The organism is Amycolatopsis pretoriensis, assembly GCF_900107925.1.
GTDB classification, from domain to species: domain Bacteria; phylum Actinomycetota; class Actinomycetes; order Mycobacteriales; family Pseudonocardiaceae; genus Amycolatopsis; species Amycolatopsis pretoriensis.
In genome coordinates, this window is the sequence record NZ_FNUJ01000006.1 from 227,355 (window position 1) to 251,994 (window position 24,640).

Sequence of the window (24,640 nt, forward strand, 5' to 3'; positions counted from 1 at the left end):
GAGTATGAACAAGGTCACTCAGTGTTCAGTCGCGTGTTCGCATAACCCCGCGTCAGGAGGCTGTCGCCTTGGCTCGATATGTCGACTTCTTCGCCTGGTTTCCGCAGATCTCCATCGAACACCACCGCCGCGTCCCCGGTCTCGACGTGTCCAAGAACAGCGCCCCGCACCGCGAGCCCGCGCACCGGCGCACTCGCGCCAGCTCCGGTGACGTCACCAGCTCCAACGCGTCCCGCGCCAAGAGGGCCAGCATCGCCTCCGCGGGATCCGCCGCCTGCCAACGGAGTGCGCCCGCGGTGGTCAACGATGGCGCCGGTACCGGCAGCGCCGCGAAGCGGTTCAGCCGACGGCGCACCGCCTCTCGCACTTCACCGGTGAGCAGCTCGTGAATCGCCTCCCGCAATGCCTGCGCGTCGCTCGCCGACTCGGGTTTCACCTGCGTCGTGAACGGGCCCAGCTGGTCGATCCACGCTCCCCACGCCTCCGCGTCGGGTAGCTCGTCCGTCTCCGAAGGTGTCCCCCGGTAGCGCAATGTGCGGATGAAGTCGAGGCACATGCGGCCTGCGCCGGAGCGGAATCGGTCCGTCATACGGGTCACAGTACGCCGGAACCGGTTTGACTGGTACCGTCGGGAACCGATCAAACCGGTTCCAGGGGGTAACGATGACCGAGACCGAGCAGAAAGCCCCGCCCGGATGGCTCGTGCTGCTGCTGGCCGTCTCTTGTGGACTGACCGTCGCGAACCTCTACTACGCCCAGCCGCTGCTCGCGGAGCTGCGGCACACCTTCGGGATCGGCGAGGCCGCCGCCGGCGGGGTCGTCACCGCCACGCAGATCGGTTACGCCGCCGGGATGCTGCTGCTCGTCCCGCTCGGTGACCGGATGGAAAACCGCGGGCTCGTCGCGACGCTGCTCGCCGTCGCCTGCGCCGGCCTCGTCGTCACCGGGGTCGCGCCCGGGTTCGCCGTGCTGCTGATCGCCTCGCTGGTCGTCGGGGCGGCGTCGGTCGTCGTGCAGATCCTCATCCCGTTCGCCGCCGACATCTCCCCCGACGCCATCCGCGGCCGGATCGTCGGGCGCGTCGTCAGCGGGCTGCTCTTCGGCATCCTGCTCTCCCGCGTCGTCGCCAGCCTGCTGGCCGAGGTGACCGGCTGGCGCGTGGTGTTCCTGATCTCGGCGGCCGCGATGGCCGCGCTCGCCGTCGTCCTGCGGTTCATCCTGCCGGCCCGGGCGCCCAAAACGGACGTCCACTATGGACAGCTGTTGCGCTCGACCTTCGCCATGGCGCGGAAGTACCCGGCGCTGCGGCACCGCGCGCTGTACCAGTCGGCGATGTTCGGGGCGTTCAGCGCGTTCTGGACGACGATCGCGTTCGTGCTGACGGCACCCCCCTTCAACTACACCCAGCTCGGCGTCGGGCTCTTCGCGCTGGCGGGCGCGGCCGGCGCCCTGATCGCACCCCTGGCCGGGCGCTGGTCCGACCACGGCCACGGCCGGCGGCTCACCGCGGGCGCGTTCGTGCTGTGCGCGGCGGCGTTCGCACTGGCCGGCTTCGGCGCGCACAGCGTCGTGCTGCTGGCGATCGCGGCGATCGCGGTGGACATGGCGGTCCAGGCGACGCTGGTGACCGGCCAGCACGTGATCTACCAGCTGGACCCGTCGGCCCGCGCCCGCGTCAACAGCGTCTACCTGGGCACGTTCTTCATCGGCGGCGCGATCGGCTCACAGGCGGGCTCGATCGCCTACCACCTGGGAGGGTGGACGGCGGTGGTCGTCTTCGCGGGCGTGCTTCCGCTGCTCGGGTTGGCCGGCATGACCCGCACCCGGGTCTGACCCGTGTACTCGAAGATGGCGTCCCACCTGGAGACCGAGCGGTTGACCCTGCGCCCGTGGGCCGATTCGGACGCCGCCGACCTCCGCGCGCTGCACGCAGAATCGCCCTGCTGCCGATCGTGCGCCGCGCCGAAGGCGACTTCATCGGTTACTGCGGCCTGATCATCGGCCGGTCGACGCTCGACGAACCGGAGATCGCGTACGAGCTGTTCCGGCGCGCGCACGGCCGAGGCTACGCCACCGAAGCGGCCGACGCGGTGCTCGGCGCGGCGGAAGCGACCGGGCGGAACCGGCTCTGGGCGACCGTCGGCGCCGGTAACACCGCATCGTTCCGCGTCCTCGAGAAGCTGGGCTTCGTACGGGATCACGTGTCCGCGGAGGACAGCGGCGAAATCGTGTGGCTCACCCGCATCTTGCGCAGCTAAGCGAACACCGTCCGATTGGCCTCGACCCACTCCGCGTACGTAGTTCCCTTGCGCCCCAACAACTCCTCGATCACACCCGTCGGCACCTGCGGGTGGCGCAGCGTCTCCTCGAAACCGTCGAGCAACCAGTCGACCGCCTGCTCCGGGACGCCGTACCCGATCCACTGCGCGCGTTGTTCGGCGCGACTCAGCTCGCGGAAGCGGATTTCCTTCCCCAGCACCGATCCCAGCGTCGCGACCTGTCCGCGCAGGCTGATCGCTTCCGGTCCACTGAGGACGTACGTCGCCCCGATGTGGCCGTCCGAAACCAGCACTTGGGCCGCGACCGCCGCGATGTCGCCGAGGTCGATCGGGGTCTGGGTCGCGTCGCCGTAGGCCGTCGCCACCTCGCCCGCGCGGACCATGTCCGCCCAGTCGAGCGTGTTGTTCATGAAGACGCCGGGGCGCAGGAACGTCCAGTCGAACCCCGCCTCCCGGACGGCGGCCTCCACCGCGCCGTACTCGTTGCCGCTGGAGCCTTCGTGACCGTCACCGACGCTGCTCCCCGACAGCGCGACGACCCGGTTGACGCCGGCCTCGGTGGCCAGTTCGCAGAACCGCCGGACGGTCCGCGCCATGGGCGCCAGGTAGACCGCCGAGACGCCCTCGAGGGGCAGCGTCAAGGGCCGCGCCAGCGACCCGACGACCACCTCGGCCTCCGGCGGCAGCCGAGCGCGCGAGGGATCGACGGTCAGCGCCCGCACGGGCGCGCCCGACGCCAGCAGTTCGTCAACCACCAGCCGTCCCACGTTGCCGGTCGCGCCGGTCACCAGGATCGTCATGACGCCCTCCTCATTGTCGTATGCCGTACGAGATCGTACGGCATACGACAATGCGACCGCATCCCCGTTTCGGATACGGTTGCCGTCCGCCAGGTGGGACGAGAAGGTGCATGGCTCTTGGGTGAGCGCAAGGACGTCTGGAAAAGGCTGGAGCAGGCGAAGCCGACAGGCTTGGAACGCCTCTCGATCGCCGCTTCGCCGGTATTCGCGCCAGGCGATCTCGAGTGGGACCGGTTCACCGTCGTGACGGGCAACCACGGTGCCGGCAAGTCCTACCTCTTGAGGACGTTGACGGCTGCCTTTCCGGAACGTCCGAAGCTGAAACCGACCGGGCCGCCGTACGAGGTCGATTCTCTACGCGCCGAGGCGATGACCGGCCGTTACGTCCTGCACCACCGCGCGAGGGGGGCGACCACTTGGGAGGCCGACCTCGGCAAACCGTCCGAGGAACGGCTCAGCGGCTCCGTCTTGACGCAGGAAAGCCCCCTGCCCTTCGGCGAGTACCTGGACGCCGGCTCGGCCTTCGAAACCGACTACTACTGGGCGTTCGACTCCAGTTCCTACTTCGACGAGGAGACGAAGAAGCACCTCACGGAAGGCCCGTTTCCTTTCTCCGCCGAAGAAGCACGTGCGCTGCGCGCCATCACCGGCCGCCACTACGATGAACTCCGTTGGTACAGCTTCCAAGCCGAGGAAGGTCTCTTCGTACCGCTACCGGAGGGCGTGATCGACGGGCAAGTAGTCACGGCAGCCCGGATGAGCCGCGGCGAGCTGTGGGTCCACTTCCTGCTGTACCACCTGCGCCGGGCTCCCGCCGGCAGCACTATCGTCATAGACGAACCCGAGACCTACCTCTCGCCGATCGGGCACGTTGCTCTCATCGACGAATTGGCCCGCCGTACGTTGGCTCACGGCGTTCAGACGATCATCGCCACGCACTCGACTGCCATGATCTCGCGCGTCCCTCCGGCGATGCTGCGCGTGCTCACGCCGGGTCCGGACGGAACCAGGGTGATCCGTCCGGTGAGCACCGGGGCGGCGCTCCACACCGTGGGACACCGGATTCCGGTCAGTGGCGTGATCTTCGTGGAGGACGAGGTAGCGAAGCGGATGGTGACCGCGGCCTTGGCGCGACTCGATCGCACGCTGGCCGAGCAGGTCGACGTCGTCGCCGCGAAAGGCGCCGGCGAAGCGCTGGCAGGAGCGCGCGTGTTGAACCGATCGCGGACACTGCGGGTCTGCGCGCTGCTCGACGGCGACCAACGGGGAAACCTCGGTACCGGCCACGACTTCCCGGTGGCCGTCCTGCCGGGCGAATCGCCCGACGACGAGCTGCTCCGGCGCGTGCGAGCCGACCCTCGCGCGCTGGCCGAACTGCTGGACCAGTGCGTCGACGACGTCGTCCTGTCGCTGGACAGAGCGCGCTTCGTCCCGCACCAGTTCTGGTGGACCGGTGCGGCGCGGCTGCTCGGCGTCGACGAAGACGTGCTGATCGGCCACGTCGTCCGGATCTGGTTGCGCGACAGCGAAGTTCAGCAGGAGCTGCGGCTTGTGTTCGCGGACCTCCGCGAGCGGTGGAGCCGGGCGATCCGGCTCAGGAAGTGATGGTCGGCAGCTCGGGCGCCGCGACGTCGTAGACCTTGCCCTCCTGGGTCAGCAGCGCCGCCAGGACCTTCGCCTTCCGGTCCGTCTGCTCCGCCGTTCCCCAGCGGACGATCTTCCCGCTCGACAACGTGAACTCCACGCTCGCCGGGGTCTTCGCCGTCGCCGTGGTGACCTGCTTCAGCAGCTGCTCCGGGATCACCCCGAGCACCGCCGTCACCGCGCGCGTCACCGGGTCGTCCGCCGAGACCTTGGGCAGACGCAGCTCCGGCAGCCCCGCGGGCCGCGACGGCACCGTCTTGAACACCACCCCGCCGCCGTCGACCAGGTGGACTCCGTCGCCGCCCGGGCCGCTGTCGAAGAACGCGATCGCCGTGCGCTCGGTCACCGTGATCTCGACCGTGCTCGGCCACGAGCGCGACACCTCGACCGTCGCGATGCCCGGCATCGCCGCCACGCGGTCGCGGATCTCGTCCGTGCTCAACCGCAGCATCGGCTTGTCCAGCGGGACCGCCGCCACCGCGCGGATCTGGTCCGCCGTCACCGTCCGGGAGCCGCTGACCGAGACGTCCTGGGCCCCGAGCATCGAGCTGAAGAACAGCAGGTACACCAACGCGATCACGGTCAGCAGCGACAGCAGCGCCACCCACCGGCGCCGGATCTCCACCCGCCGGTTCGGCCGGTTGCGCGGCGCCGAACGGGCGACCCGGGTCCGGCGGCGCTCCTCCTCGGAGCGCCGCCCCCGGCGTTCGCGGGCCAGGGTGGCGCGATCCGGTGCCTCCTCCGCCGAGGAGGAGGGCGGACGGCGGCGTTCCCTGGTCGGACTCATGGGCTCAGCGCTTGTCCAGCTCGGCGAGGATCTCCGGCCCCAGCTGCGTCACGTCCCCGGCGCCCATGGTGACGACGAGGTCGCCCGCCTGAGCGAGGCTCGCCACCAGCGGAGCGGCCACGTCGAACGCCGGCTCGTAGCGCACCGACGCCGTCACCTGGTCCGCGATCAACGCGCCCGTGACGCCCGGCTCCGGCTCCTCACGAGCCCCGTAGACGTCCAGCACCACGACCTCGTCCGCCAGCGACAACGCCGCCGCGAACTCGGCGGAGAACATCTTCGTCCGCGAGTACAGGTGCGGCTGGAACACGACGACGACCCGGCCGGACCCGGCCGCCGTCCGCACCGCGCGCAGCTGCGCGGCCACCTCGGTCGGGTGGTGGGCGTAGTCGTCGTAGACGCGGACGTCGCCCGCCCGCCCCTTGAACTCGAAGCGACGCCGGACGCCGCCGAACGCCGCGAGCCCGTCCGCGAGCTCGGCAGCCGGCGCGCCCAGCTCGATCCCGGCCAGCAGCGCCGCCACGGCGTTGAGCGCCATGTGCTCACCCGGCACCGCGACCCGCACCGACAGCTCGGAGCCGTCGAGCAGGAGCCGCACGACGCCGCCGTCGGGCGCCGGGGTGTAGTCCAGGATCCGGGCGTCCGTCGCCGTGCGCCCGTAGCGACGGACCCGGACGCCCAGCTCCGCGGCCTGCGACCCCAGCTCGTCCGCCGCCGCGTCGTCAGCGCAGACGATCAGCAGCCCGCCCGGCACGATCCGGCCGACGAACTCGGTGAACACCTTCGTGTACGCCTCGGCCGTGCCGTGGTGGTCCAGGTGGTCCGGCTCGACGTTCGTCACGACCGCGACCGACGGCGAATACGTCAGGAACGAGCCGTCGCTCTCGTCGGCCTCGGCGACGAAGATGCCGCCCTCACCGTGGTGGGCGTTGGCGCCGGACTCGTTCAAGTCGCCGCCGATGGCGAACGACGGGTCGAGCCGGCAGTGCTGCAGCGCCACCGTGAGCATCGACGTCGTCGACGTTTTGCCGTGCGTACCCGCGATGCAGGCGACGCGGTGGCCTTCCATCAGCCCGGCCAGCGCCTGCGCCCGGTGCAGCACCGGGATCCCCGCCTCACGTGCCGCGACCAGCTCCGGGTTGGTCTCCTTGATCGCCGTCGAGACGACCACCGCGGACGGCGGCTGCGAAAGGGCGGAGATGTTCGAAGCGGCCTGGCCGACGAACAGCTCGGCGCCCTGGGCCCGCAGCGAGAGCAGCGCGCGCGACTCCTTGGCGTCCGAACCCGATACGAAAGCCCCACGCGCCAGCAGGATCCGCGCGATGCCGGACATGCCGGCGCCGCCGATCCCGATCAGGTGCGCCCGGCGCAGCTCCTCAGGCAACTCAAGCACCGGCGGCCTCCAAGACGATGCGGGCGAGGGTCTCGTCGGCCTCGCGGTGGCCCATGCCGACCGCCGCCGCGCCCATCTTCGCGACGCGGTCGGCGTCGGTGACCAGCGGGACGACCAGCTCGGCGACCTTGGCCGGGGAGAGGTCGGGGTCGGCGACCATCAGCGCCGCCCCGGCGTCGACGGCCGGACGCGCGTTGGTGGCCTGCTCGCCGTTGCCGATCGGCAGCGGCACGAACACCGCGGGCAGCCCGACCGAGGTCGCCTCGGCGACCGTCATCGCGCCCGAGCGGCAGATCGCGACGTCAGCGGCTGCGTAGGCGAGGTCCATCCGCTCCAGGTACGGCACCGGCACGTACGCCGGGCGGCCCGGGAACTCCTGCACGACCAGGGTGTTCTTCGGGCCGTGCGCGTGCAGCACGCCGACACCCGCGTCGGCCAGGTCCTTGGCCGCGCCGGACACGGCGGCGTTGATCGACTGCGCGCCCTGCGAACCGCCGAACACCAGCAGCGTCGGCGCGTCCGGGTCGAGCCCGAAGTGCGCGCGGGCCTCGGCGCGCAGCGCGGCGCGGTCGAGCGACGTGATCGACCGGCGCAGCGGGATCCCGACGACCTCGGCCTTCGGCAGCGGCGTCCCCGGGACGGCGACCGCGACGCGGCGCGCGAACCGCGCACCCACCTTGTTCGCCAGGCCCGGCGACTGGTTGGCCTCGTGCACGACGATCGGGACGCGCCCGCGCGCGGCCAGGTAGGCGGGCAGGGCGACGTAGCCGCCGAAGCCGACGACGACGTCCGCGCCGACCCGGTCGAGCACCTCGCGGGTCTTGCGGACCGAGTCGCGGACCTTCAGCGGCAGCCGCAGCAGCTCCGGTGTCGGCTTGCGGGGCAGCGGCACCGGCGGGATCAGCTCCAGCTCGTAGCCGCGGGCCGGGACGAGCTTGTTCTCCAGGCCGCGCTCGGTGCCCAGCGCCACGACCGTCGCGTCCGGGCGCAGCCGCTTGACGGCGTCGGCCAGGGCGAGGGCGGGTTCGATGTGTCCTGCGGTGCCACCTCCGGCGACCACGACCACGGGCGCCTTGCCCGCGGCCGACCGCTCGGTTCCCTTGACGGGCTTACTCACCAATGACCTCTCCGGTTCGCGGTACTCCGGGTACCACGGCTCGCTGTTGTCCGCGCGGCCCCGCCGCGAGACGTGGCCGTGCTCGTCCGTGCCGCGCTGCGGCGCACCGGTTCGCGGACCGACCTGCGTCGTTCCTGCGCCGGGGCGGGCCGCGCCGCACGGGGCGCGGGCCTGGCCGCCTTCGCCCCGCCGCGGCCCGCTCCCTTGCGGGAGGAGGGCGGGCGGTACGGGTCGGGCGCGGGCAGCCGCAGCAGGCGTCCGAATTTACCCGGCCCCTGTGTGCGCAGCGCGGCCACCGCCTCCGGTTCGTGCCGGGCGGCGTTCGCGAGCACGCCCATGATGAGCATGGTGATCACCAGCGAGGTGCCGCCGTAGGAGATCAGCGGCAGCGTGACACCGGTGACCGGCAGCAGGCCGACGACGTAGCCGATGTTGATGCCGGCCTGCGCCACCAGGAACACCGTGAGCGTGCCGGAGACGATCCGGATCCACGGGTCGATGTTGCGGGTGGCGATCCGCAGGCCCACGATCGCGACCCCGGCGAAGAGGGCGAGCACGACGACGCAGCCGATCAGCCCGAGCTCTTCGCCGATCAGGGCGAAGATGAAGTCGTTCTGCACGTTCGGCAGGTAGTTCCAGCTCGCGGCGCCCTGGCCGAGGCCCTTGCCGAGCAGGCCGCCGTCGGCCAGCGCGAGCTTGGCCTGGTTGGCCTGGAAGCCCCCGGCGCTGACGTCGGCGTCCGGCGAGAGGAACGACATGACCCGGTCGAGCCGGTAGGGCGCGATGACGGCGAGCACGAGCACGCCGGCCAGGCCGCCCGCGAGGATCACGCCGAACAGCCGTTTCGGCGCGCCGGCGAACCACAGCAGCGCGAGCAGGACGACCGCGAGGGTGACCGTGCCGCCGAGGTCCGGCTGCAGCATGACCAGGGCGAACATCAGCAGCGCGATCGGCACGACCGGCACCAGCAGGTGCCGCCACTGGTGGATCACGTTGTACTTGATCACCAGGATGTGGGCGCCCCAGAAGGCCAGCGCGACCTTCGCGGCCTCGACCGGCTGGAACGTGAAGTCGCCGAGCTTGAACCAGCCCTGCGAGCCGTTGACCGTCGAGCCGAGCGGGGTCAGCACGAGCACCAGCAGGCCGAGGCAGATCACCGTCGCGGTGGCCGACATCGCGCGGATCCGCTCCAGCTTGACCCGCAGGCCCAGCCAGAAGACGACCGCGCCGATGGCGACGAACACCAGGTGCTTGACGAACAGCGAGTACACGCCGCTGCCGGTCTTCGGGTTGTAGGACGCGACCGACGACGCCGAGAGCACCATGACGGCGCCGATCACGGTGAGCACGCCGGTGAGGGCGAGCACGAGGTGGAACGACGCGAGCGGGCGCGAGAGCCACGCGGTCAGCGCGGTCCGGAAGGCGACGAACCCGCTTTCCTTGCGCTCGCGGCGCGGCCGCTTCGGCGGTGTCTTGGGCTTAGGCTCAGTGACCGTCACTCGGCTCCCCCGCTGCGTCGTCGCGGAGGACGTGCACCGCCGCGGCGAACGCGTCGCCGCGCTCGCCGTAGTTGCGGAACATGTCCAACGACGCCGCGGCGGGTGCCAGCAGCACCACGTCACCTGGCCGGGCCATCGCGCTGGCCGCACTCACCGCCGCAGTCATGGGTTCATCGTCACCCGGACGGAGGCTGTTCACCGGGACATCCGGCGCGTGTCGCGCGACCGCGGCGGCGATCACGGGTGAATCGACGCCGAGTAGCACAACCCCGCGCAGGCGGCCGGCGATACTGCTCACCAGTTCCTCGACCGAAGCGCCCTTGAGCTGGCCGCCGGCGATCCACACGATCGACTCGTGCGCCCGCAGCGACCCGGCGGCCGCGTGCGGGTTGGTCGCCTTCGAGTCGTTGACGTACCGGACGCCGGCGACCTCGGCCACCTCGACGGCCCGGTGCGGGGCCGGCTGGTACTCGCGCAGGCCCTTCAGGACGGCCTCCGGCGAGACGCCGTGCGCGCGGGCCAGCGCGGCCGCGGCCAGGGCGTTCGAGACGTTGTGCGGGCCCGCCGGGCGGACGTCCGAGAGCGTGGCGAGCGCCTCGGCGCTGGTCGCCGGATCGGCGACGAAAGCGCGGTCGACCAGCAGGTCTTCGACGATCCCCAGTTCGCCGGCCCGCGGGGTGTCGAGCTGGAAGCCGATGCGGCGGGCGCTCTCCGGCGCGTGCGCTTCGGCGATGCGCGTGGACCACTCGTCGTCGGCGTTGTGCACCGCGACCTTGGCGCGCGTGTAGACGCGCCCCTTCGCGGCCGCGTACTCGTCCATCGAGCCGTGCCAGTCGATGTGGTCTTCGGCCAGGTTGAGCACGACGGCGGCGTCCGGGGCGAGGGTCGAGGACCAGTGCAGCTGGAAGCTCGACAGCTCGACGGCCAGCACGTCGTAGCCCGCCCGGACCGCGTCGAGGGCCGCGTAGCCGATGTTCCCGCAGGCCACGGCGTTGGAGCCGGCCGCCTTGAGGATCGACTCGAGCATGCCGACGGTGGTCGTCTTGCCGTTGGTGCCGGTCACCACGAGCCAGGACGGCGGGTGCTCGCGCAGCCGCCCGACCCGCCAGGCCAGCTCGACGTCGCCGATCACCTCGACGCCGGCCTCGGCCGCGGCCACCAGCAGCGGCGACGTCGGCCGCCAGCCGGGGCTGGTGACGACGAGGACGACGTCTTCCGGGGGTTCGCTCAGGCCCGGCACCAGCTCAGCACCGAGGCCGTCCAGCTCGGCCAGGCGCTCGGCGTTGCCGTCGGTGACCGTGACGCGCGCGCCGAGGTCGACCAGCACGGGCACGATCGACTTGCCGGTGACCCCGGCACCCGCGACGAGAACGTGACGACCGGAGATCTCCAACGTCAGCCTCCGAAGCCCAGCTGCTCGCTGTAGAACAGCCCCAGGCCGAACATGCAGCAGATCGCCGAAAGCAACCAGAACCGGATGATGACCGTGGTTTCCGCCCACCCGGCGAGCTCGAAGTGGTGGTGGAACGGGGCCATCCGGAACAGCCTTCGCCGGGTTGTCCGGAACACCGCGATCTGCGCGACCACCGAGATCATCTCGACCATGAACAGGCCGCCGATGACGATGGCGAGCAGCTCGGTGCGGGTGGTCATCGACAGCCCGGCGACCAGGCCGCCGAGGGCCAGCGAGCCGGTGTCGCCCATGAAGATCTTCGCCGGGGCCGCGTTCCACCAGAGGAACCCGACGCAGGCGCCGGTGGCCGCCGCGGCGACCACCGCGAGGTCGAGCGGGTCGCGGACGTCGTAGCAGGCCGGCGCCGGGCCGTTGGCGCAGTTCAGCCGCTCCTGCCAGAACGCGATGACGACGTAGGTCGCCAGCACCATCGCCGCCGAGCCGCCGGCCAGGCCGTCGAGACCGTCGGTGAAGTTCACCGCGTTCGACCAGCCGGAGATCACGATGTAGCAGAAGATCACGAAGAACACCGCGGGGAACGTGATCAGCGCGAGGTCGCGGACGTAGGAGAGGCTCTCCGACGCCGGCGTGATGCCGCGCGAGTCCGCGAAGTTCAGGGCCAGCACCGCGAACGCGACCGTGACGACCAGCTGGCCGACCAGCTTCGCGGTCTTGTTCAGGCCCAGGTTGCGCTGCTTGCGGATCTTGATGAAGTCGTCGAGGAACCCGACGACGCCCAGGCCCACCGCGAGCATCAGCACGAGCAGCCCGGAGGCCGTCGGCGCGCCGCTGCGGGAGTTGAACATCCAGTTGATCAAGTGCGCGGCGAAGTACCCGATGACCATCGCGATGATGATCGCGACACCACCCATGGTCGGGGTACCGCGCTTGGACTTGTGTCCCTGCGGGCCTTCTTCGCGGATCTCCTGGCCGAAGCCCTGCCGGGAGAAGACCCGGATCAGGTAGGGCGTCAGCATGATGGAGACCAGCAGGCCCGCCGCGGCCGCGATCAGGATGCTGATCACGCGTCACCACCGTTCGAGCGATTCTCGGAGTTGTCGGTTTCCCGGGGTTCGAGCAGAGCTTCGGCGACCCGCCAGAGGCCGGCGGCCTTGGAGGCCTTGACCAGCACCACGTCCCCGGGGCGGAGCTGATCATGCAGCAGGGCGATCGCGGCCTCGACGTCGGGTACCAGTGCCGACTCCTCGCCCCAGGAACCCTCCTGGTGCGCGCCCTGGTGCATGGCCGCCGCCTCGGGGCCGATCACGACGAGCTTGGCGATGTTGAGCCGGACGACCAGGCGGCCGATCTCGTCGTGCGCGGTGATCGCGTCCGCGCCGAGCTCGCCCATCACGCCGAGCACGGCCCAGGACCGGCGGCCCGAATCCCGCGTCATCGCCGCGAGGGCCTTCAGGCCGGCCCGCATCGACTCGGGGTTGGCGTTGAAGGAGTCGTTGAGGATCGTGACGCCGTCTTCGCGGGTGACGACCTCCATGCGCCGCGCCGAGCGCCGCTGGACGGCCGACAGCCGCTCCGCGACCTCGTTCGGCGACGAGCCCAGTTCCAGGGCGATCGCGGCGGCCGCGAGCGCGTTGCTCACGTGGTGCTCGCCGTGCAGCGGGAGCGTCACGTCCGCCTCGCCGACCGGGGTGACCAGCCGGAACGACGCGCGAGCCTGGTCGTCGAGCGTGATGTTCTCGGCCCGGACCTGCGCGGACGCGCTTTCGCCGAAGAACACCACACGGGCCTTCGTGCGGCTCGCCATGGCCGCGACCAGCGGGTCGTCGAGGTTGAGCACCGCGACGCCGTCCTCGGGCAGGGCCTCGACCAGCTCGCCCTTGGTCTTCGCGATGCCTTCGCGGGAGCCGAACTCGCCGACGTGCGCGCTGCCGACGTTGAGCACCGCGCCGATCCGCGGCGGGGCGATCTCGGCGAGGTGGGCGATGTGCCCGGGCCCGCGCGCGGACAGCTCCAGCACCAGGTGGCGGGTCTCGGCGTCGGCGCGCAACGCCGTCCAGGGGTGGCCCAGCTCGTTGTTGAACGACCCGGGCGGCGCGACCGTCGGGCCCAGCGGCTCCAGCAGCTGCGCGATCAGGTCCTTGGTCGAGGTCTTGCCGGACGAGCCGGTGACGCCCACGACCGTCAGGTTGCCCTCGGCCAGGCGCTGGACGACGAACCGGGCGAGCTTGGCCAGCGCGGCCAGCACGGCGGCGCCGGAGCCGTCCTTGTCGCCGGTCAGCGCGACCGACCGCTCGTGGGCCTCGCCCGCGGCGAGCGGCGGCACGACGATCGCGGGCGCGTCGACCTCGCGGGCGGCCAGCACGGCCACGGCGCCGGCTTCGACGGCCTGCGCGGCGAAGTCGTGGCCGTCGACCTTCTCCCCCGGCAGGGCGACGAACAGGCCGCCGGGCGTGAGCTTCCGGGTGTCGAACTCCACGCTGCCGGTCACCTGGGTGCCCGGGTCCGCGTGGTGCAGCCGGCCGCCGACGACGTCGGCGATCTCGGCCAGGCTGAGCACGATCACACACTCACCTCGAGTTTGTTGCGGATGGCCGCGGCCAGCTCGTCGCGGTCGGAGAACGGGTGCACGACGCCGCCGGCCTCCTGGCCGGACTCGTGGCCCTTGCCGGCGAGGAAGACGATGTCGCCCGGCCCGGCCAGCGCGACGGCGTGCTCGATGGCCTCGCGGCGGTCGCCGATTTCGACGACCTCGCCGCCCTCGGCGGGCCCGACCGCGCGGGCGCCGGCCAGCATCGCGGCGCGGATCGCCGCGGGGTCTTCGGAACGCGGGTTGTCGTCGGTGACGATCAGGACGTCGCTGCGCCTTGCCGCCGCCTCGCCCATCATCGGGCGCTTGGCGGTGTCGCGGTCCCCGCCGCAGCCGAGGACGGTGATGATCCGGCCCTCGGCCCGCGCCCGCAGCGCGTCCAGGCCCTGGGCGACCGCGGCCGGCTTGTGGGCGTAGTCGACGACGGCGGTGAACTCCTGGCCGACGTAGACCCGCTCCATCCGGCCCGGCACCTGCACCTCGGCGAGCCCGGTGACGATGTGCTCCAGGGCGATGCCCGCGCTGCCGAGGATCGCGGCGGCGAGCACGGCGTTGGCGACGTTGAACTCCCCGGGCAGCGGGATCCGGGCGGGCGAGCTGAGCCCGTCCGGGCCGTGCAGCGTGAAGGTCTGCTCGCCGTGCGGGGTGGCCTCGATGTCGGTGGCCTTCCAGGCGGCCTCGGTGCCCGGGTCGGTGGTGACGGTGATCGTCTGCGGCGTCAGCAGGGCCTGGCCCCACGCGCTGTCGACCACCACGACCTCGCTGGTCGAGCGGCCGTCGAACAGCAGGGACTTCGCGGCGAAGTACTCCTGCATGTCCTTGTGGAAGTCCAGGTGGTCCTGGGAGAGGTTGGTGAACGCGCCGACCGCAAACCGGGTGCCGTTGACCCGGCCCAGCGCGAGCGCGTGGCTGGAGACCTCCATCGGCACGTGCGTGACGCCGCGTTCGAGCATCACCGCGAGCAGCGCCTGCAGGTCCGGCGCCTCCGGGGTGGTGAACCCGCTGACCAGCCGTTCGCCGGCGATCCGGGTCTCGACCGTGCCGATCAGGCCGGTGGTCAGGCCCGCGGCCTGCAGCCCGGCGTCGACCAGGTAGGACGTCGTGGTCTTGCCGGACGTGCCGGTGACGCCGAGGACGGCCAGCCGTAGCGACGGCTCGCCGTAGATCCAGGCGGCGATCTCGCCGAGGGCGGCGCGCGGGTCGGCGTGCACGAGGATCGGGACGCCGGCGTCCCGCAGCGCGGGCCGTTCCGCGCCTTCGGCGTCGGTCAGCACCGCGACGGCCCCGGCCGCGACCGCCTGGTCGCTGAAGTCGGCGCCGTGCGCGCGGGCGCCGGGCAGGGCGGCGAAGAGGTCGCCGGGCAGCACGTGCTGGGCCCGCAGGGTGGTGCCGGTGACGCTGAGGTCGGCGGCGTCGGGGCTCTCGGCGATGAGGCGGGCGTCCGCCCTGGCGAGCAGCGTCGCCAGCGGGACCGGGTCGATGCGCGCCGGGCGCGGCGGCGCGGGGACCGCTTTCACCGGGCTTTCCGGCACCTGGGAACTGGACGAGGACACGGACACGGCCAAGAGGCTACCGGCGGCCGTCCGGAGGCCCGTCACGCGGTACGGCGATTGCGCGCGGCTGAGGCACATGTGCTAGACGGCGTCGTGCACCTCGTTGCGCCGCAACGCTTTCTCCGGCCGTTCGGACCGATGTGGACGCTGGCACGCGAAAAGCCCCCTCACGCAGGTGAGGGGGCCTTCACGCACTGTGCTTATTGCACGATGAGCGGAACTTCCGGCGACGGGCCGTCCGACAACGGGATCTGGTACCGCTGCGTCAGGTACGACGCGATCGTGTGGAACAGCGGCGCGGCGGAGTGGCCCACCGGCAGCGTCGTGTCCGGCGCGTCCAGCCGGATCCCGACCACGAACCGCGGGTGGTCGGCGGGCAGGATGCCGGCGAAGGTGATGTTGTAGAGGTGGTCGCTGTAGGCCTTCGTCCGCGGGTCGACCTGCTGGCCGGTGCCCGTCTTGCCGGAGATCTGGTAGCCCTCGACCGCCGCCGTCGGCGCCGTGCCCTTCTGCAGGCCCTTGCCGTTCTGGGCGACCGCGCGCATCATGTCGCGCACCGTCTTAGCCGTCTGCGGGCTGACCACCTGGACCTGCTTCGGCGCCGGCTCCGGCACGGTCGTGCCGTCCGGGTTCACCTTCGCCTTGACGATCCGGGGTTCGACGCGCAGGCCGTCGTTCGCGATCGCCTGGTACATCCCGGCCATCTGCAGCACGGTCATCGACAGGCCCTGCCCGATCGGCAGGTTGCCGAACGTCGTCGCCGACCACTGGCTGCGCGCCGGCACGACCCCCGCGCTCTCGCCGGGCAGGCCGACGCCAGTGCGCTGGCCGAGCCCGAACTTCTTGAGCAGGTCGGCGTAGCGCTCCTCGCCGATCTTCTGCGCCAGCAGCAGCGTCCCGATGTTGGACGACTTGGCGAAGATCCCGGCGGTCGTGAACTCCTGGGTGCCGTGCGTCCAGGCGTCGTGCACGGTCTTGTCGGCCACCTGCAGCGCGCCGGGCACCTGGACCGTCGACTCGGGGGTCGCGATGCCGTAGTCGATCGCCCCGGTGGCGGTGACGACCTTGTTGACCGACCCCGGTTCGAACGGCGTGGTGACGGCCGGGTTGTTGAGGTCGTCGGGGGTCCACGTGCTCTGGTCGTTGGGGTCGAACGTCGTGTCGTTGGCCAGTGCGTAGACCTCGCTGGTCTTGGCGTCGAGGACGACCGCCTGCCCGCCCTTGGCGTGCGACTGCCGGACGTAGTCCGACAGCTGCCGCTGCACCTCGTACTGCAGGTCGGAGTCGATGGTCAGCTCGAGGTCCGACCCCGGCACGGCGGCCTGGACGTCGCGCTCGGTGCCCGGGATGACGACGTTGTCGCTGCCGTTCTTCGTGTTGACCAGCATCCGGCCCGGCGTGCCCGCCAGGTCGTTGTCGCGCACGAGTTCCAGCCCGACCAGGCCGTGCAAGTTGTGCTTGGAGACGTCCGGGTCGTCGGAGCGCCAGTTCGCGGCACCGACGATGTTGGACGCCAGGCTGCCGCCCGGGTATTCGCGCAGCGCGCGCTTCTCGACCGCGATCCACGGGTAGTTCTTGACGATGTCGGCGGCGACCGACGGCTCGACGTTGTGTTCCACGTAGGTGAACGACGCCGGCTTGTGGAAGAGGTCGAGCAGCTGCTGCTCGGTGAGCTGGTTCGGCACCTTCGCGGCGATGTACTTCGCGGCCGCCGCGGTCTCGTTGTCGAACGTCTTCTTCGTACCGGGGTTCTTCGTGGCGAAGTCGTCCATGCTCTTGTGGAGCGCCTTGAGGTTCACCGACAGCGAGCGCACCTCGACGCTGAACGCCAGCTTGGCGCCGCTGCGGTCCACAATGGACCCGCGCTGGGCCGGGATGTCGATGGTCTGGGCGCGCTGGCGTTCGGCCGCGGCCGACAGCGCCGCGGCGTCGAACCACTGCACCTGCACCAGTTTCACGCCCGCGACGAGCAGCACGGCGACCAGGATCAGGCGCACGGCGGAAAACCGGCTGCGGTTGCCGCCGTTGCCCCGCCGCGCGGCTGCGCTGCGCGTCCCCGCGGCGTAGGTCCGCCGCGAGCTGCCCGTGGCGCGCGCGCGGGCCTGTCCCCGGCCGGAAGCCATCACTGGCCGGCCCCCGGCTGGACGGGCGGCTGCTCGTCGGCGGGCACGGCGGGCTGGTCGCCCTCGATCGGGGCGCCCTGCTGCGACTGCGTGCCCGCGGCGGGCGCGGCGGGCGGCGCGACCGGCGCCGCCGGCGTGTCCGCCTTGGCCTTCTTGGGCTCGCCGACGAGCGAGGTCTTCCCGTCCGGGCCGACGACGATGCGCGCGGGGTCGCCACCGGGCACCATGCCCAGCTGCTGGGCGGCTGGGGCCAGCGACGCGGGCGACTCGGCCTTCGCGACGTCGCGCTGCAGCTGTTCCTTCGTCTCGGCCAGGTTCGCGTTCGTGGTGCGCAGCTGCTCGAGCCGGTAGGAGTCGGCGATCGCCTGCGTGGTCAGCCACAGCGTGGTCGCCACGCCGGCGGCCAGCAGCGCCATCATCAGCAGCACGAACGACGCGCGCGACTTCGGCAGGCGCAGCTTGAACGTCGGCTTCGGCTCCGCCGGCTCGGCCTTCGGCCGCGGCCGCGGCTCGCGTTCCTTCAGCAGGTCGGCCCGCTGGGCGCGGCGCGCGTAGGCGCGCTCGGCCGCGGACGTGCGGCCCCGCGAGCCACGGCGCGGCGCGGCCTTGCCCGGCTGGGTGGTCTGCGGGTCCGGCTCGACGGTGGTCGAGGTGCGGGCGGCCTCGCTGCGGCCCCGCGTCGCCGGCGCGGCCGGGCGGCGGGACTTCGCGGGAGCGGTCATCGCGGCTCTCCGATCCTCTCTGCGGCCCGCAGCCGCACCGAGGCGGCGCGCGGGTTCCGTTCGATCTCCTCTTCGCCGGCCTTCTCGGCGCCCCGGGTCAGGAGCTTCAGCTCCGGTCCGTGTCCCGGCAGTTCGACCGGGAGTCCCTCCGGGGTGCGGGACTTCGCGAGCTCGGCCAGCGCCTGCTTGACCAGCCGGTCTTCCAGGGACTGGTAGGACTCGACGACGATCCGCCCGCCCGTTTTCAGCGCCCCCAGCGCGGCCGGCATGGCGCGGCGCAGCACCTCCAGCTCGCCGTTGACCTCGATCCGCAGCGCCTGGAAGGTGCGCTTGGCCGGGTGGCCGCCGGTGCGGCGGGTGGCGGCCGGGACAGCGTCGTAGAGCAGCTCGACCAGGCGCCCGCTCGTGGTGAACGGCTCCTCCTCGCGGGCTTTCACGACGGACTTGACGATCCGCTGCGCGAAGCGTTCTTCGCCGTAGTCGCGCAGGATGCGGATCAGCTCGCCGGGCGCGTAGGTGTTGAGGACGTCGGCGGCGGTGAACCCGGTCGTCGGGTCCATCCGCATGTCGAGCGGCGAGTCCTTCGAGTAGGCGAAGCCGCGCTCGGCGCGGTCCAGCTGCATCGAGGAGACGCCGAGGTCGAACAGGATGCCGTCGGCTTTGGCGATGCCCAGCCCGTCGAGGGCTTCGGGGAGTCCGTCGTAGACGGTGTGCACGAAGTCGACGCGGTCGCCGTGGCGGGCGAGGCGCTCACCGGACTTCTCCAGCGCGGCGGGATCGCGGTCCAGGGCGACGAGGTGCAGCCGCGGGAAGGCGTCGAGGAGGGCGTCGGAGTGCCCGCCGAGGCCGACGGTCGCGTCCACGAGGACGCCGTCGCGGTCGGCGAACACGGGAGTGAACAGCTCGACGATCCGGTCGAGCAGCACCGGGACGTGCTCGGGTGCCGTCATGTTCCCTCCCCCTTTCTCGCCTGGGCGGCCCGGGGGAAATATGGCGGATGCCGTCAGGTCCCTGTCCGCCCGCTGCCGACCTGGTACCGGGGAAGGTGCACCAGGGCTGTTGAGCGGACAGAGGCCTCACGGCATCCGGGTGGGCTTCCCCCGTGGCGCGGGCGGCGAACCCCTCGTCCCCCGACGACGACGGTGCACCGCGTCCGCGCGTCTAGAAGACGCCCGGCAGTACTTCCTCTCGAGCCTTCGCGTAGCTGTCTTCGTGTTCCTCCAGGTAGCCCTGCCACGCTTGGGCGTCCCAGATCTCCAGCCTGGTGATCGCCCCGATCACCACGCACTCCTTGCTGAGCCCCGCGTAGCGGCGGAGCTCGGGCGCGATGCTGATGCGCCCCTGGCCGTCCGGCCGTTGCTCGTCCGTGCCCGCGAACAGGTAGCGCTGGTAGGCCCGAACCGCCTCGTTGGTGAACGGGGCCTCGGCGACCTTGCGCGCCATCTGCTCGAACTCGGCGCGGGGGAAGACGAAGAGGCAGTGGTCCTGCCCCTTGGTAAGCATCAGCCCACCCGCCAAGGCGTCACGGAACTTCGCGGGCAGCGCGAGCCGCCCTTTGTCGTCCAGCTTCGGGGTGTGGGTGCCGAGGAACACGGCCTCCACCTCCCTACCGCACCCGGTGGCGAACCACCGTCCACGGCTCCAGGGCTTCCCTTCCGCCCCACTGGCCACCACCGTACCCCACTTTTCACCACAGTCAACGCGGGAAACCGGCGGCTCACTCCGTCGTGTGTTCCGTTTGCGCAGGTCAGCCGGGTGGGGGTAGGTGGGGGGTGGTGTGGGGGACGGTGGCCAAGATCCCCCGTGCCGGGGGCCGGAGCAACCTCAGCTGTATGCCAGACGTCCGCATAACGGCCGCGAAAGAACCCGGGGGCCGGGGTGTGGGGTTCAGTGGGCCCCCGGGTGGGGCTTGGTGGGGACCCGGGTGGGGGCCGGTGGGGCTGCGGAGTAACCCAGCCCAAACGTCATGAACGAGTCGTTCACCGCACCAGACGCCATGAAAGAGTCGTTCATGTCGTCGGGCGAGGCGTCGGGTTATCCACAGGGCGGTCGACATCACCCCAAGTAGTCCACAGATCACGGAAAAGGCTGGTTCCGCGACACCCGGCCAGTCACGATCGAGGCGTGACCAGAGGATCTTGGAAACGCGACGCCGAGGCGATCTTCGCCGCAAGCCGCCGAGGCGTGATCACTGTGGCGCACCTGGAATCCTTGGGCGTTCCGCCGGGAACCAGCTACCGGCGGTGCCTTCCAGGTGGGCCGTGGCAGCGGCTCTTGCCGGGGGTGGTGCTGCTGCGCACCGGCGACCCGACGCGGCGACAGCTGGTCGAAGGTGCCCTGCTCCACTGCGGCGACCACGCGGTCGTGACCGGGCTGGAGTCGTGCCGCAGGCAAGGCCTCAAGCGCGAAGCCCGGCCCGGCGAACCCGTCCACGTCCTCCTCCCCCTGCACCTGAAGACCACCAGCAATGGCTATGTGGTGGTCGAGCGGACGAAACGGATGCCCGCCCCTGTCCGGGCGGAGGGCCTTCCGCTGGCCCCGGTCGCCCGAGCCGTTCTGGATGCGTGCCGGAGGATGCGCGAACGACCACCGATCCGCGCCCTCCTCGCCGAGGCAGTACAACAGTTGGGCGCGGAGCCGGCCGAACTGTTCGCGGAACTGGAGAGCGGCAGCAAGCGTGGAACCGCGCTGCCTCGCGCGGCGCTGCTCGAGATCGCGTCCGGCGCCAGGTCGGCGGCCGAGGCCGAAGCCATGGGCGTTTGGCGCCGCACCGGGCTCCCGGAGCCGGTCTGGAACTTCCCGCTCCACGACGAGCGGGGCCGGCACATCGCCACACCCGACGCCTGGTGGGACGACGTGGCTTTGGCCTGGGAGATCGACTCCTACGAATTCCACTTCGGGCAGCCCGGCTACGCGTCGACTCTCGCCCGGAACAACCGCTACGCCGCGGCCGGGGTCGCCCTGGTCCAGACGGTTCCGAGCCGCCTCCGCACCGCACCCCGTGCGGTCACCGAAGAACTTGTGCTGGCTTACCAAGCCGCCGCTGCCCGTCCACGCCCGCCGGTAGTCCTGTCCGGACGTCATAAACGACTCGTTCATGGCCTCTGACGACATGAACGAGTCGTTCATGACGTACTGCAGCCGGGGTCAATCCTCCGGGGTCACCAAAGCCGCGATGCGCCCGGCCAACCGCGCGCTGTCCACCGGGCTCACGTTCACCCACTCCTGCCCACCCCGCCCGGCCGTCTTGGTCGCGCAGTAAGCCCCCACATCCGTGTCGAACCACGTCAACCCACCAACCCGCGAAACCCGCCCCGAAGCCTCCCGCCGAGAAACACTGAACTGCCCCGCCGCGTAGACCGGCCGCGCCTGGATCGCCGCCACCTCCTGCAGCTGCACCGAAGCACCCGAAGAATCCGTCAACGCCGAAGCCGCCAAGTTGACCCCGTACCCCGGCCCGGCCGTCAACTCCGGCAACACGTCCACGATCGCCGAACAAAGCTCGCCCGGGCCGATCGAATCCAGCGAGATCGTCTGCTCAGGCTGGGTCGCCAGCACGCCCCGGCGACCCCGGACCGCCGTCACCGCGCGGAACGGCAACGACGCCGTCATGTCCGCCAGCGCTTCGCACGCCACGTACACCTCGCCGCCCGCGAGGACCGCCAAGCGCGCCGACAACGCCGGCTCAAGAGAAGACCCGTCGTACAACCCGCGGCCGGCCAGGTTCTCGTACACCTTCTTCCGGACCTCGGCGCGCTCCTCCTCCGTCTCGCCGACGCTGCGCACCGTCAGCGGTTCCGGCGGGCGGTCGTGACCGAGGTCGGTCCAGAGGATGTCGAACGCCGACGCGGAAACGCGGATCAAGCCGGCCCCAGTGTCGGCGGCTCCTCGAAGTCCGCGGCCGGCACGTGGCCGCGCAACGCCGCGTCGCGGGTCCGCATCACGTCGATCGCCTTCTGGCGCGCCGCTTCCGCCTCGGCTCGACGGGCCGCCATCTCGTCGGCCAGCCCGGCCAGGACCAGCACGTTCCCGGACGACGCCGCGTCGCGGATCATCGACGCCGGGTCGTAGGCCACCGGCGGGGGCATGTCGGCCCGGGCCCGCGCGGCCGCGTCCGCCTGCGCGCCGACCGCGCTGCCCACCGACGCCGAGACCGCGGCCGAATGGGACAGCCACCCCGCGGCCCGGCCCAGCGCCGCGCGCGCCGCGTCACCCGCCGGGCCGCGCCAGTTCTCCTCCGAGGACGCGACCAGCGCGGCGAGGTCGGCGGTCGACTCGTGCAGCCGTTTCGCCAGGCCGTCCCAGCGCGCGCCCGCCTCGCCCGCGGCGACCGGGTCGTTGTCCCGCTCGACCTCGGCGGCCATGGCCTCGTGGCTGTAGGACTCGTACCGCGCGGTCGGAACGGGGGGTTCGGGCACGGCGCACCTCTCTCAGGGCAGCTTCGGTTCGACCAGCCCGGCCACCGTGCCCGCGCGGCGGCACGCGAGCGGGGTGTCCGAGAAGCCGGTGTTGCTGACGTCGATCTGGACGCTGGCCGCGTCGCCCACGCCGAGCAGGACGGCGCAGGTGCCGTCGGCGGCCTTCTTGTCCGCCACCTGCAGCGCCGGGTGCGCGCCGACCTTGGTCTTCGTGGCCGTCTTCTTCGCGACTTCGAGGTCGGCCAGGCCGTCGGTGTCGCTGAGGCTCACCGTGACGCCGAAGGTGCCGGGCACGCTCCAGTCGCACGCGCGGACGCCGGCGATGTCCTTCGGCTTGCCGATGACGCCGATCCCGGCGGTCGAGCGGTCCTGCGGGGACAGCAGCGCGCACGGGTCGATCGCGGCGAGGCCCGTCCAGGCCACGGGCGGGGGCTCGGCGGAAGCGGAAGCCGAAGCGGAAGTGTGCCCGGCGGTGGCCGGCCGGGCGGGTTGCTGCCCGCACGCGGCGAGCAGGAGCAGCAGCGCGGGCGCCACCCACCACCCGCGCGGCCCGGCCTTCTTCTCGTGCACCCGGTCAGCCACCCGTGCAGTCCACCCCGTCGGCCGCCTGCTCGTCGGCGTGCTGGTACTTCGCCAGCGCCTGGCCGATCCGGTGCTTCAACGTCTCGAGCTCCTTGCCGAACGCCGTCAGCTGCTGGACGGCCGACCCCTTGCCGCCGATGCCGTACTCGGCCATGAACTTGCCGATCTCCCCCGCGTACCCGCCGCCGAGCGGCACCGTCCGGCCGAGCACCTTGGCCTCGCGCACCATTTCGCCGACGAGGTCCTGCAGCTGGCCGAGCTTCGAGTAGGCATCCGTGGCCAGCTCGGGCGCGACCGCGAAACCGCGCAGGTCGAACGGGGGCTGCGTCCGCACGTCGCTCATGAGCGGTTACGCCTCTCTGTAGCCGGGCGAACTCGTATCGGAGCATAGAACAGAGCGGGGTGTCAGCGGGAGCGCCCAGAATCGGGTGACAACACACCCGTTCGGGGTATCGTCCCTGCTTGCGCAGTGTCATCGACCGTCGTGCCGGGCGTGTTCCCCGGGGCTTCCCGGGGTTCCGCCCCCAGGTTCGCCCGGGTTTGACACACTGGATGGAAGGCTGGTCGCTGCGCGCGGACAGCAGCGATGGGGGCCGTTCGGCCCGGCGGTGCGCACAGTGCGCGCGGCCATGCGCCACCAGGAGGTCGAGTGACGTCGAGAATCCAGTCTGCGGCGCCCGGATCGGGCGAGCAGGCATCCGGGCGGCCGCCTTACCCGGCGGAGTCCACGGGCAACGGCCGGGCCCACGGCCGCCCCGCCAGAGTGTCGCTGGACGAACTGCACGAGACCGCGCGGCGGATCGCCGCCAACGTCGAGCGGGTCCTCGTCGGCAAGCCCGACGTCATCCGGATCGCGCTGGTCACGCTGCTCGCCGAAGGCCACCTCCTGGTGGAGGACGTACCCGGCGTCGGCAAGACGTCGCTGGCCAAGGCGCTCGCCCGGTCGATCGACTGCACGGTCAGCCGCATCCAGTTCACGCCGGACCTGCTGCCCAGCGACGTCACCGGCGTCTCCATCTACAACCGCCAGTCCGGCGGGTTCGAGTTCCGCCCCGGCCCGGTGTTCGCGAACATCGTGGTGGGCGACGAGATCAACCGCGCTTCGCCGAAGACGCAGTCGGCGCTGCTGGAGTGCATGGAAGAGCACCAGGTCACCGTCGACACCTCGACCTACCACCTCGAAGAGCCGTTCATGGTCATCGCGACCCAGAACCCGATCGAGATGGAAGGCACCTACGCCCTCCCCGAGGCCCAGCGCGACCGGTTCACCGCGCGGGTCTCCATCGGCTACCCCGACCAGCAGGCCGAGCTGGCCATGGTCGACGAGCACGCCGGGCACAACCCCCTCGACGACCTGCAGCCGGTTTCCGACGGCGAGACCGTGCACCGGCTGATCGAGACCGTCCGCGGCGTGCACATCGCGCCGGAGGTCCGCCGCTACGCCGTCGACGTCGTCGCGGCCACCCGCCAGGTCCCGGAGATCCGGCTCGGCGCGTCCCCGCGCGCGACGCTGCACCTGGTCCGCGCGGCGCGGGCGCAGGCGGCGCTGTCCGGGCGCGACTACGTCGTGCCGGACGACCTGCACACGGTCGCGGTGCCGGTGCTCGCGCACCGCCTGGTGCTGACCACCGAGGCCCACGCGGCGCGCCGGTCGGCGACCGACGTCGTGCGGGCGGTGCTGCACCGGGTGCCGGTGCCGCAGGGCTCCCGGCCCCAGTAGAA

23 protein-coding genes are annotated in these 24,640 nt (G+C 71.7%); 5 read left to right on the forward strand and 18 right to left on the reverse strand.

The window, feature by feature from the left end; translation table 11 throughout:
- Positions 1-52: 52 nt before the first annotated feature.
- Positions 53-589: a CGNR zinc finger domain-containing protein gene (locus BLV96_RS27065; RefSeq protein WP_086670228.1), complete on the reverse strand. Its 537-nt coding sequence runs from the start codon at positions 587-589 to the stop codon at positions 53-55.
- A 74-nt stretch (positions 590-663) separates the two neighbouring features.
- Here BLV96_RS27065 and BLV96_RS27070 point away from each other — a divergent pair, with 74 nt between their 5' ends.
- Together BLV96_RS27070 and BLV96_RS27075 are read left to right on the forward strand one after the other, a co-directional pair.
- Positions 664-1,833: an MFS transporter gene (locus BLV96_RS27070; protein WP_086670230.1), complete on the forward strand. Its 1,170-nt coding sequence runs from the start codon at positions 664-666 to the stop codon at positions 1,831-1,833.
- A 119-nt stretch (positions 1,834-1,952) separates the two neighbouring features.
- On the forward strand, positions 1,953-2,258 hold the full coding sequence (locus tag BLV96_RS27075; protein ID WP_244180505.1) for a GNAT family N-acetyltransferase: 306 nt from the start codon (positions 1,953-1,955) through the stop codon (positions 2,256-2,258).
- Here BLV96_RS27075 and BLV96_RS27080 read toward each other — a convergent pair.
- Positions 2,255-3,079 (reverse strand): NAD(P)H-binding protein, encoded by an 825-nt coding sequence (locus BLV96_RS27080; RefSeq protein ID WP_086670232.1) that lies wholly within the window; start codon positions 3,077-3,079, stop codon positions 2,255-2,257. The genes BLV96_RS27075 and BLV96_RS27080 overlap by 4 nt on opposite strands.
- A gap of 117 nt (positions 3,080-3,196) precedes the next feature.
- Between BLV96_RS27080 and BLV96_RS27085 the strand changes: the two genes are divergently transcribed.
- Positions 3,197-4,684, forward strand: a complete 1,488-nt coding sequence (locus BLV96_RS27085) for an AAA family ATPase (RefSeq protein WP_086670234.1) — start codon at positions 3,197-3,199, stop codon at positions 4,682-4,684.
- Here the strand turns inward: BLV96_RS27085 and BLV96_RS27090 are convergent.
- The 12 genes from BLV96_RS27090 to mraZ all read right to left on the reverse strand — a co-directional run bounded on the left by BLV96_RS27090 (position 4,674) and on the right by mraZ (position 19,511).
- Complete coding sequence (locus BLV96_RS27090) at positions 4,674-5,510, reverse strand: cell division protein FtsQ/DivIB (protein ID WP_086670236.1); 837 nt, start codon at positions 5,508-5,510, stop codon at positions 4,674-4,676. The two genes, BLV96_RS27085 and BLV96_RS27090, sit on opposite strands and share 11 nt — an antisense overlap.
- A gap of 4 nt (positions 5,511-5,514) precedes the next feature.
- The gene (gene murC, locus BLV96_RS27095; protein WP_086670238.1) at positions 5,515-6,903 is read right to left on the reverse strand and encodes a UDP-N-acetylmuramate--L-alanine ligase; all 1,389 of its coding nucleotides are present in this window, start codon (positions 6,901-6,903) and stop codon (positions 5,515-5,517) included.
- Positions 6,896-8,020 carry an undecaprenyldiphospho-muramoylpentapeptide beta-N-acetylglucosaminyltransferase gene (gene murG / locus BLV96_RS27100; protein ID WP_086670240.1) on the reverse strand — a complete coding sequence of 375 codons (1,125 nt, stop codon included), beginning with the start codon at positions 8,018-8,020 and terminating at the stop codon, positions 6,896-6,898. Before murG ends, murC begins: the two co-directional genes overlap by 8 nt.
- Positions 8,017-9,519 (reverse strand): putative lipid II flippase FtsW, encoded by a 1,503-nt coding sequence (ftsW, locus tag BLV96_RS27105; RefSeq protein ID WP_086670242.1) that lies wholly within the window; start codon positions 9,517-9,519, stop codon positions 8,017-8,019. Before ftsW ends, murG begins: the two co-directional genes overlap by 4 nt.
- Complete coding sequence (murD, locus tag BLV96_RS27110) at positions 9,506-10,912, reverse strand: UDP-N-acetylmuramoyl-L-alanine--D-glutamate ligase (RefSeq protein ID WP_244180507.1); 1,407 nt, start codon at positions 10,910-10,912, stop codon at positions 9,506-9,508. The genes ftsW and murD overlap by 14 nt, the downstream gene beginning before the upstream one ends.
- Positions 10,913-10,914: 2 nt before the next feature.
- Complete coding sequence (gene mraY, locus BLV96_RS27115) at positions 10,915-11,997, reverse strand: phospho-N-acetylmuramoyl-pentapeptide-transferase (protein ID WP_086670244.1); 1,083 nt, start codon at positions 11,995-11,997, stop codon at positions 10,915-10,917.
- On the reverse strand, positions 11,994-13,496 hold the full coding sequence (locus BLV96_RS27120) for a UDP-N-acetylmuramoyl-tripeptide--D-alanyl-D-alanine ligase (RefSeq protein WP_086670247.1): 1,503 nt from the start codon (positions 13,494-13,496) through the stop codon (positions 11,994-11,996). The genes mraY and BLV96_RS27120 overlap by 4 nt, the downstream gene beginning before the upstream one ends.
- Positions 13,493-15,037, reverse strand: coding sequence for a UDP-N-acetylmuramoyl-L-alanyl-D-glutamate--2,6-diaminopimelate ligase (locus BLV96_RS27125; protein WP_086670249.1), 1,545 nt, complete (start codon positions 15,035-15,037; stop codon positions 13,493-13,495). Before BLV96_RS27125 ends, BLV96_RS27120 begins: the two co-directional genes overlap by 4 nt.
- Before the next feature lie 236 nt (positions 15,038-15,273).
- The gene (locus BLV96_RS27130) at positions 15,274-17,196 is read right to left on the reverse strand and encodes a peptidoglycan D,D-transpeptidase FtsI family protein (RefSeq protein ID WP_167379747.1); all 1,923 of its coding nucleotides are present in this window, start codon (positions 17,194-17,196) and stop codon (positions 15,274-15,276) included.
- On the reverse strand, positions 17,196-17,918 hold the full coding sequence (ftsL, locus tag BLV96_RS27135) for a cell division protein FtsL (RefSeq protein WP_086670252.1): 723 nt from the start codon (positions 17,916-17,918) through the stop codon (positions 17,196-17,198). Before ftsL ends, BLV96_RS27130 begins: the two co-directional genes overlap by 1 nt.
- Positions 17,915-18,868, reverse strand: a complete 954-nt coding sequence (gene rsmH / locus BLV96_RS27140; protein ID WP_086670254.1) for a 16S rRNA (cytosine(1402)-N(4))-methyltransferase RsmH — start codon at positions 18,866-18,868, stop codon at positions 17,915-17,917. Before rsmH ends, ftsL begins: the two co-directional genes overlap by 4 nt.
- 211 nt (positions 18,869-19,079) lie before the next feature.
- On the reverse strand, positions 19,080-19,511 hold the full coding sequence (gene mraZ, locus BLV96_RS27145) for a division/cell wall cluster transcriptional repressor MraZ (protein ID WP_086670270.1): 432 nt from the start codon (positions 19,509-19,511) through the stop codon (positions 19,080-19,082).
- A 531-nt stretch (positions 19,512-20,042) separates the two neighbouring features.
- Between mraZ and BLV96_RS27150 the strand changes: the two genes are divergently transcribed.
- Complete coding sequence (locus tag BLV96_RS27150; RefSeq protein ID WP_167379748.1) at positions 20,043-21,026, forward strand: hypothetical protein; 984 nt, start codon at positions 20,043-20,045, stop codon at positions 21,024-21,026.
- A 39-nt stretch (positions 21,027-21,065) separates the two neighbouring features.
- Here the strand turns inward: BLV96_RS27150 and BLV96_RS27155 are convergent, their stop codons facing one another.
- From BLV96_RS27155 to BLV96_RS27170, 4 genes are read right to left on the reverse strand one after another with little or no spacing between them, the layout of a single operon-like run.
- The gene (locus BLV96_RS27155; protein ID WP_086683879.1) at positions 21,066-21,782 is read right to left on the reverse strand and encodes an ESX secretion-associated protein EspG; all 717 of its coding nucleotides are present in this window, start codon (positions 21,780-21,782) and stop codon (positions 21,066-21,068) included.
- Positions 21,779-22,336: a PPE domain-containing protein gene (locus tag BLV96_RS27160; RefSeq protein ID WP_086683882.1), complete on the reverse strand. Its 558-nt coding sequence runs from the start codon at positions 22,334-22,336 to the stop codon at positions 21,779-21,781. Before BLV96_RS27160 ends, BLV96_RS27155 begins: the two co-directional genes overlap by 4 nt.
- A gap of 12 nt (positions 22,337-22,348) precedes the next feature.
- On the reverse strand, positions 22,349-22,918 hold the full coding sequence (locus tag BLV96_RS27165) for a DUF3558 family protein (protein ID WP_244180509.1): 570 nt from the start codon (positions 22,916-22,918) through the stop codon (positions 22,349-22,351).
- Positions 22,911-23,261, reverse strand: coding sequence for a hypothetical protein (locus tag BLV96_RS27170; protein WP_086683886.1), 351 nt, complete (start codon positions 23,259-23,261; stop codon positions 22,911-22,913). The genes BLV96_RS27165 and BLV96_RS27170 overlap by 8 nt, the downstream gene beginning before the upstream one ends.
- Positions 23,262-23,567: 306 nt before the next feature.
- Here BLV96_RS27170 and BLV96_RS27175 point away from each other — a divergent pair, with 306 nt between their 5' ends.
- On the forward strand, positions 23,568-24,638 hold the full coding sequence (locus tag BLV96_RS27175) for an AAA family ATPase (protein ID WP_208608331.1): 1,071 nt from the start codon (positions 23,568-23,570) through the stop codon (positions 24,636-24,638).
- The last annotated feature ends 2 nt before the right edge of the window (positions 24,639-24,640 follow it).

Excerpts from the sequence above, each read along its gene's own strand:
- rsmH (WP_086670254.1), bottom strand. The coding sequence starts at position 18,868 with ATGACGGCACCCGAGCACGTCCCGGTGCTGCTCGACCGGATCGTCGAG.
- BLV96_RS27065 (WP_086670228.1), bottom strand. The coding sequence starts at position 589 with ATGACGGACCGATTCCGCTCCGGCGCAGGCCGCATGTGCCTCGACTTC.
- BLV96_RS27130 (WP_167379747.1), bottom strand. The coding sequence starts at position 17,196 with ATGGCTTCCGGCCGGGGACAGGCCCGCGCGCGCGCCACGGGCAGCTCG.
- BLV96_RS27070 (WP_086670230.1), top strand. The coding sequence starts at position 664 with ATGACCGAGACCGAGCAGAAAGCCCCGCCCGGATGGCTCGTGCTGCTG.
- BLV96_RS27170 (WP_086683886.1), bottom strand. The coding sequence starts at position 23,261 with ATGAGCGACGTGCGGACGCAGCCCCCGTTCGACCTGCGCGGTTTCGCG.
- BLV96_RS27080 (WP_086670232.1), bottom strand. The coding sequence starts at position 3,079 with ATGACGATCCTGGTGACCGGCGCGACCGGCAACGTGGGACGGCTGGTG.
- ftsL (WP_086670252.1), bottom strand. The coding sequence starts at position 17,918 with ATGACCGCTCCCGCGAAGTCCCGCCGCCCGGCCGCGCCGGCGACGCGG.
- BLV96_RS27090 (WP_086670236.1), bottom strand. The coding sequence starts at position 5,510 with ATGAGTCCGACCAGGGAACGCCGCCGTCCGCCCTCCTCCTCGGCGGAG.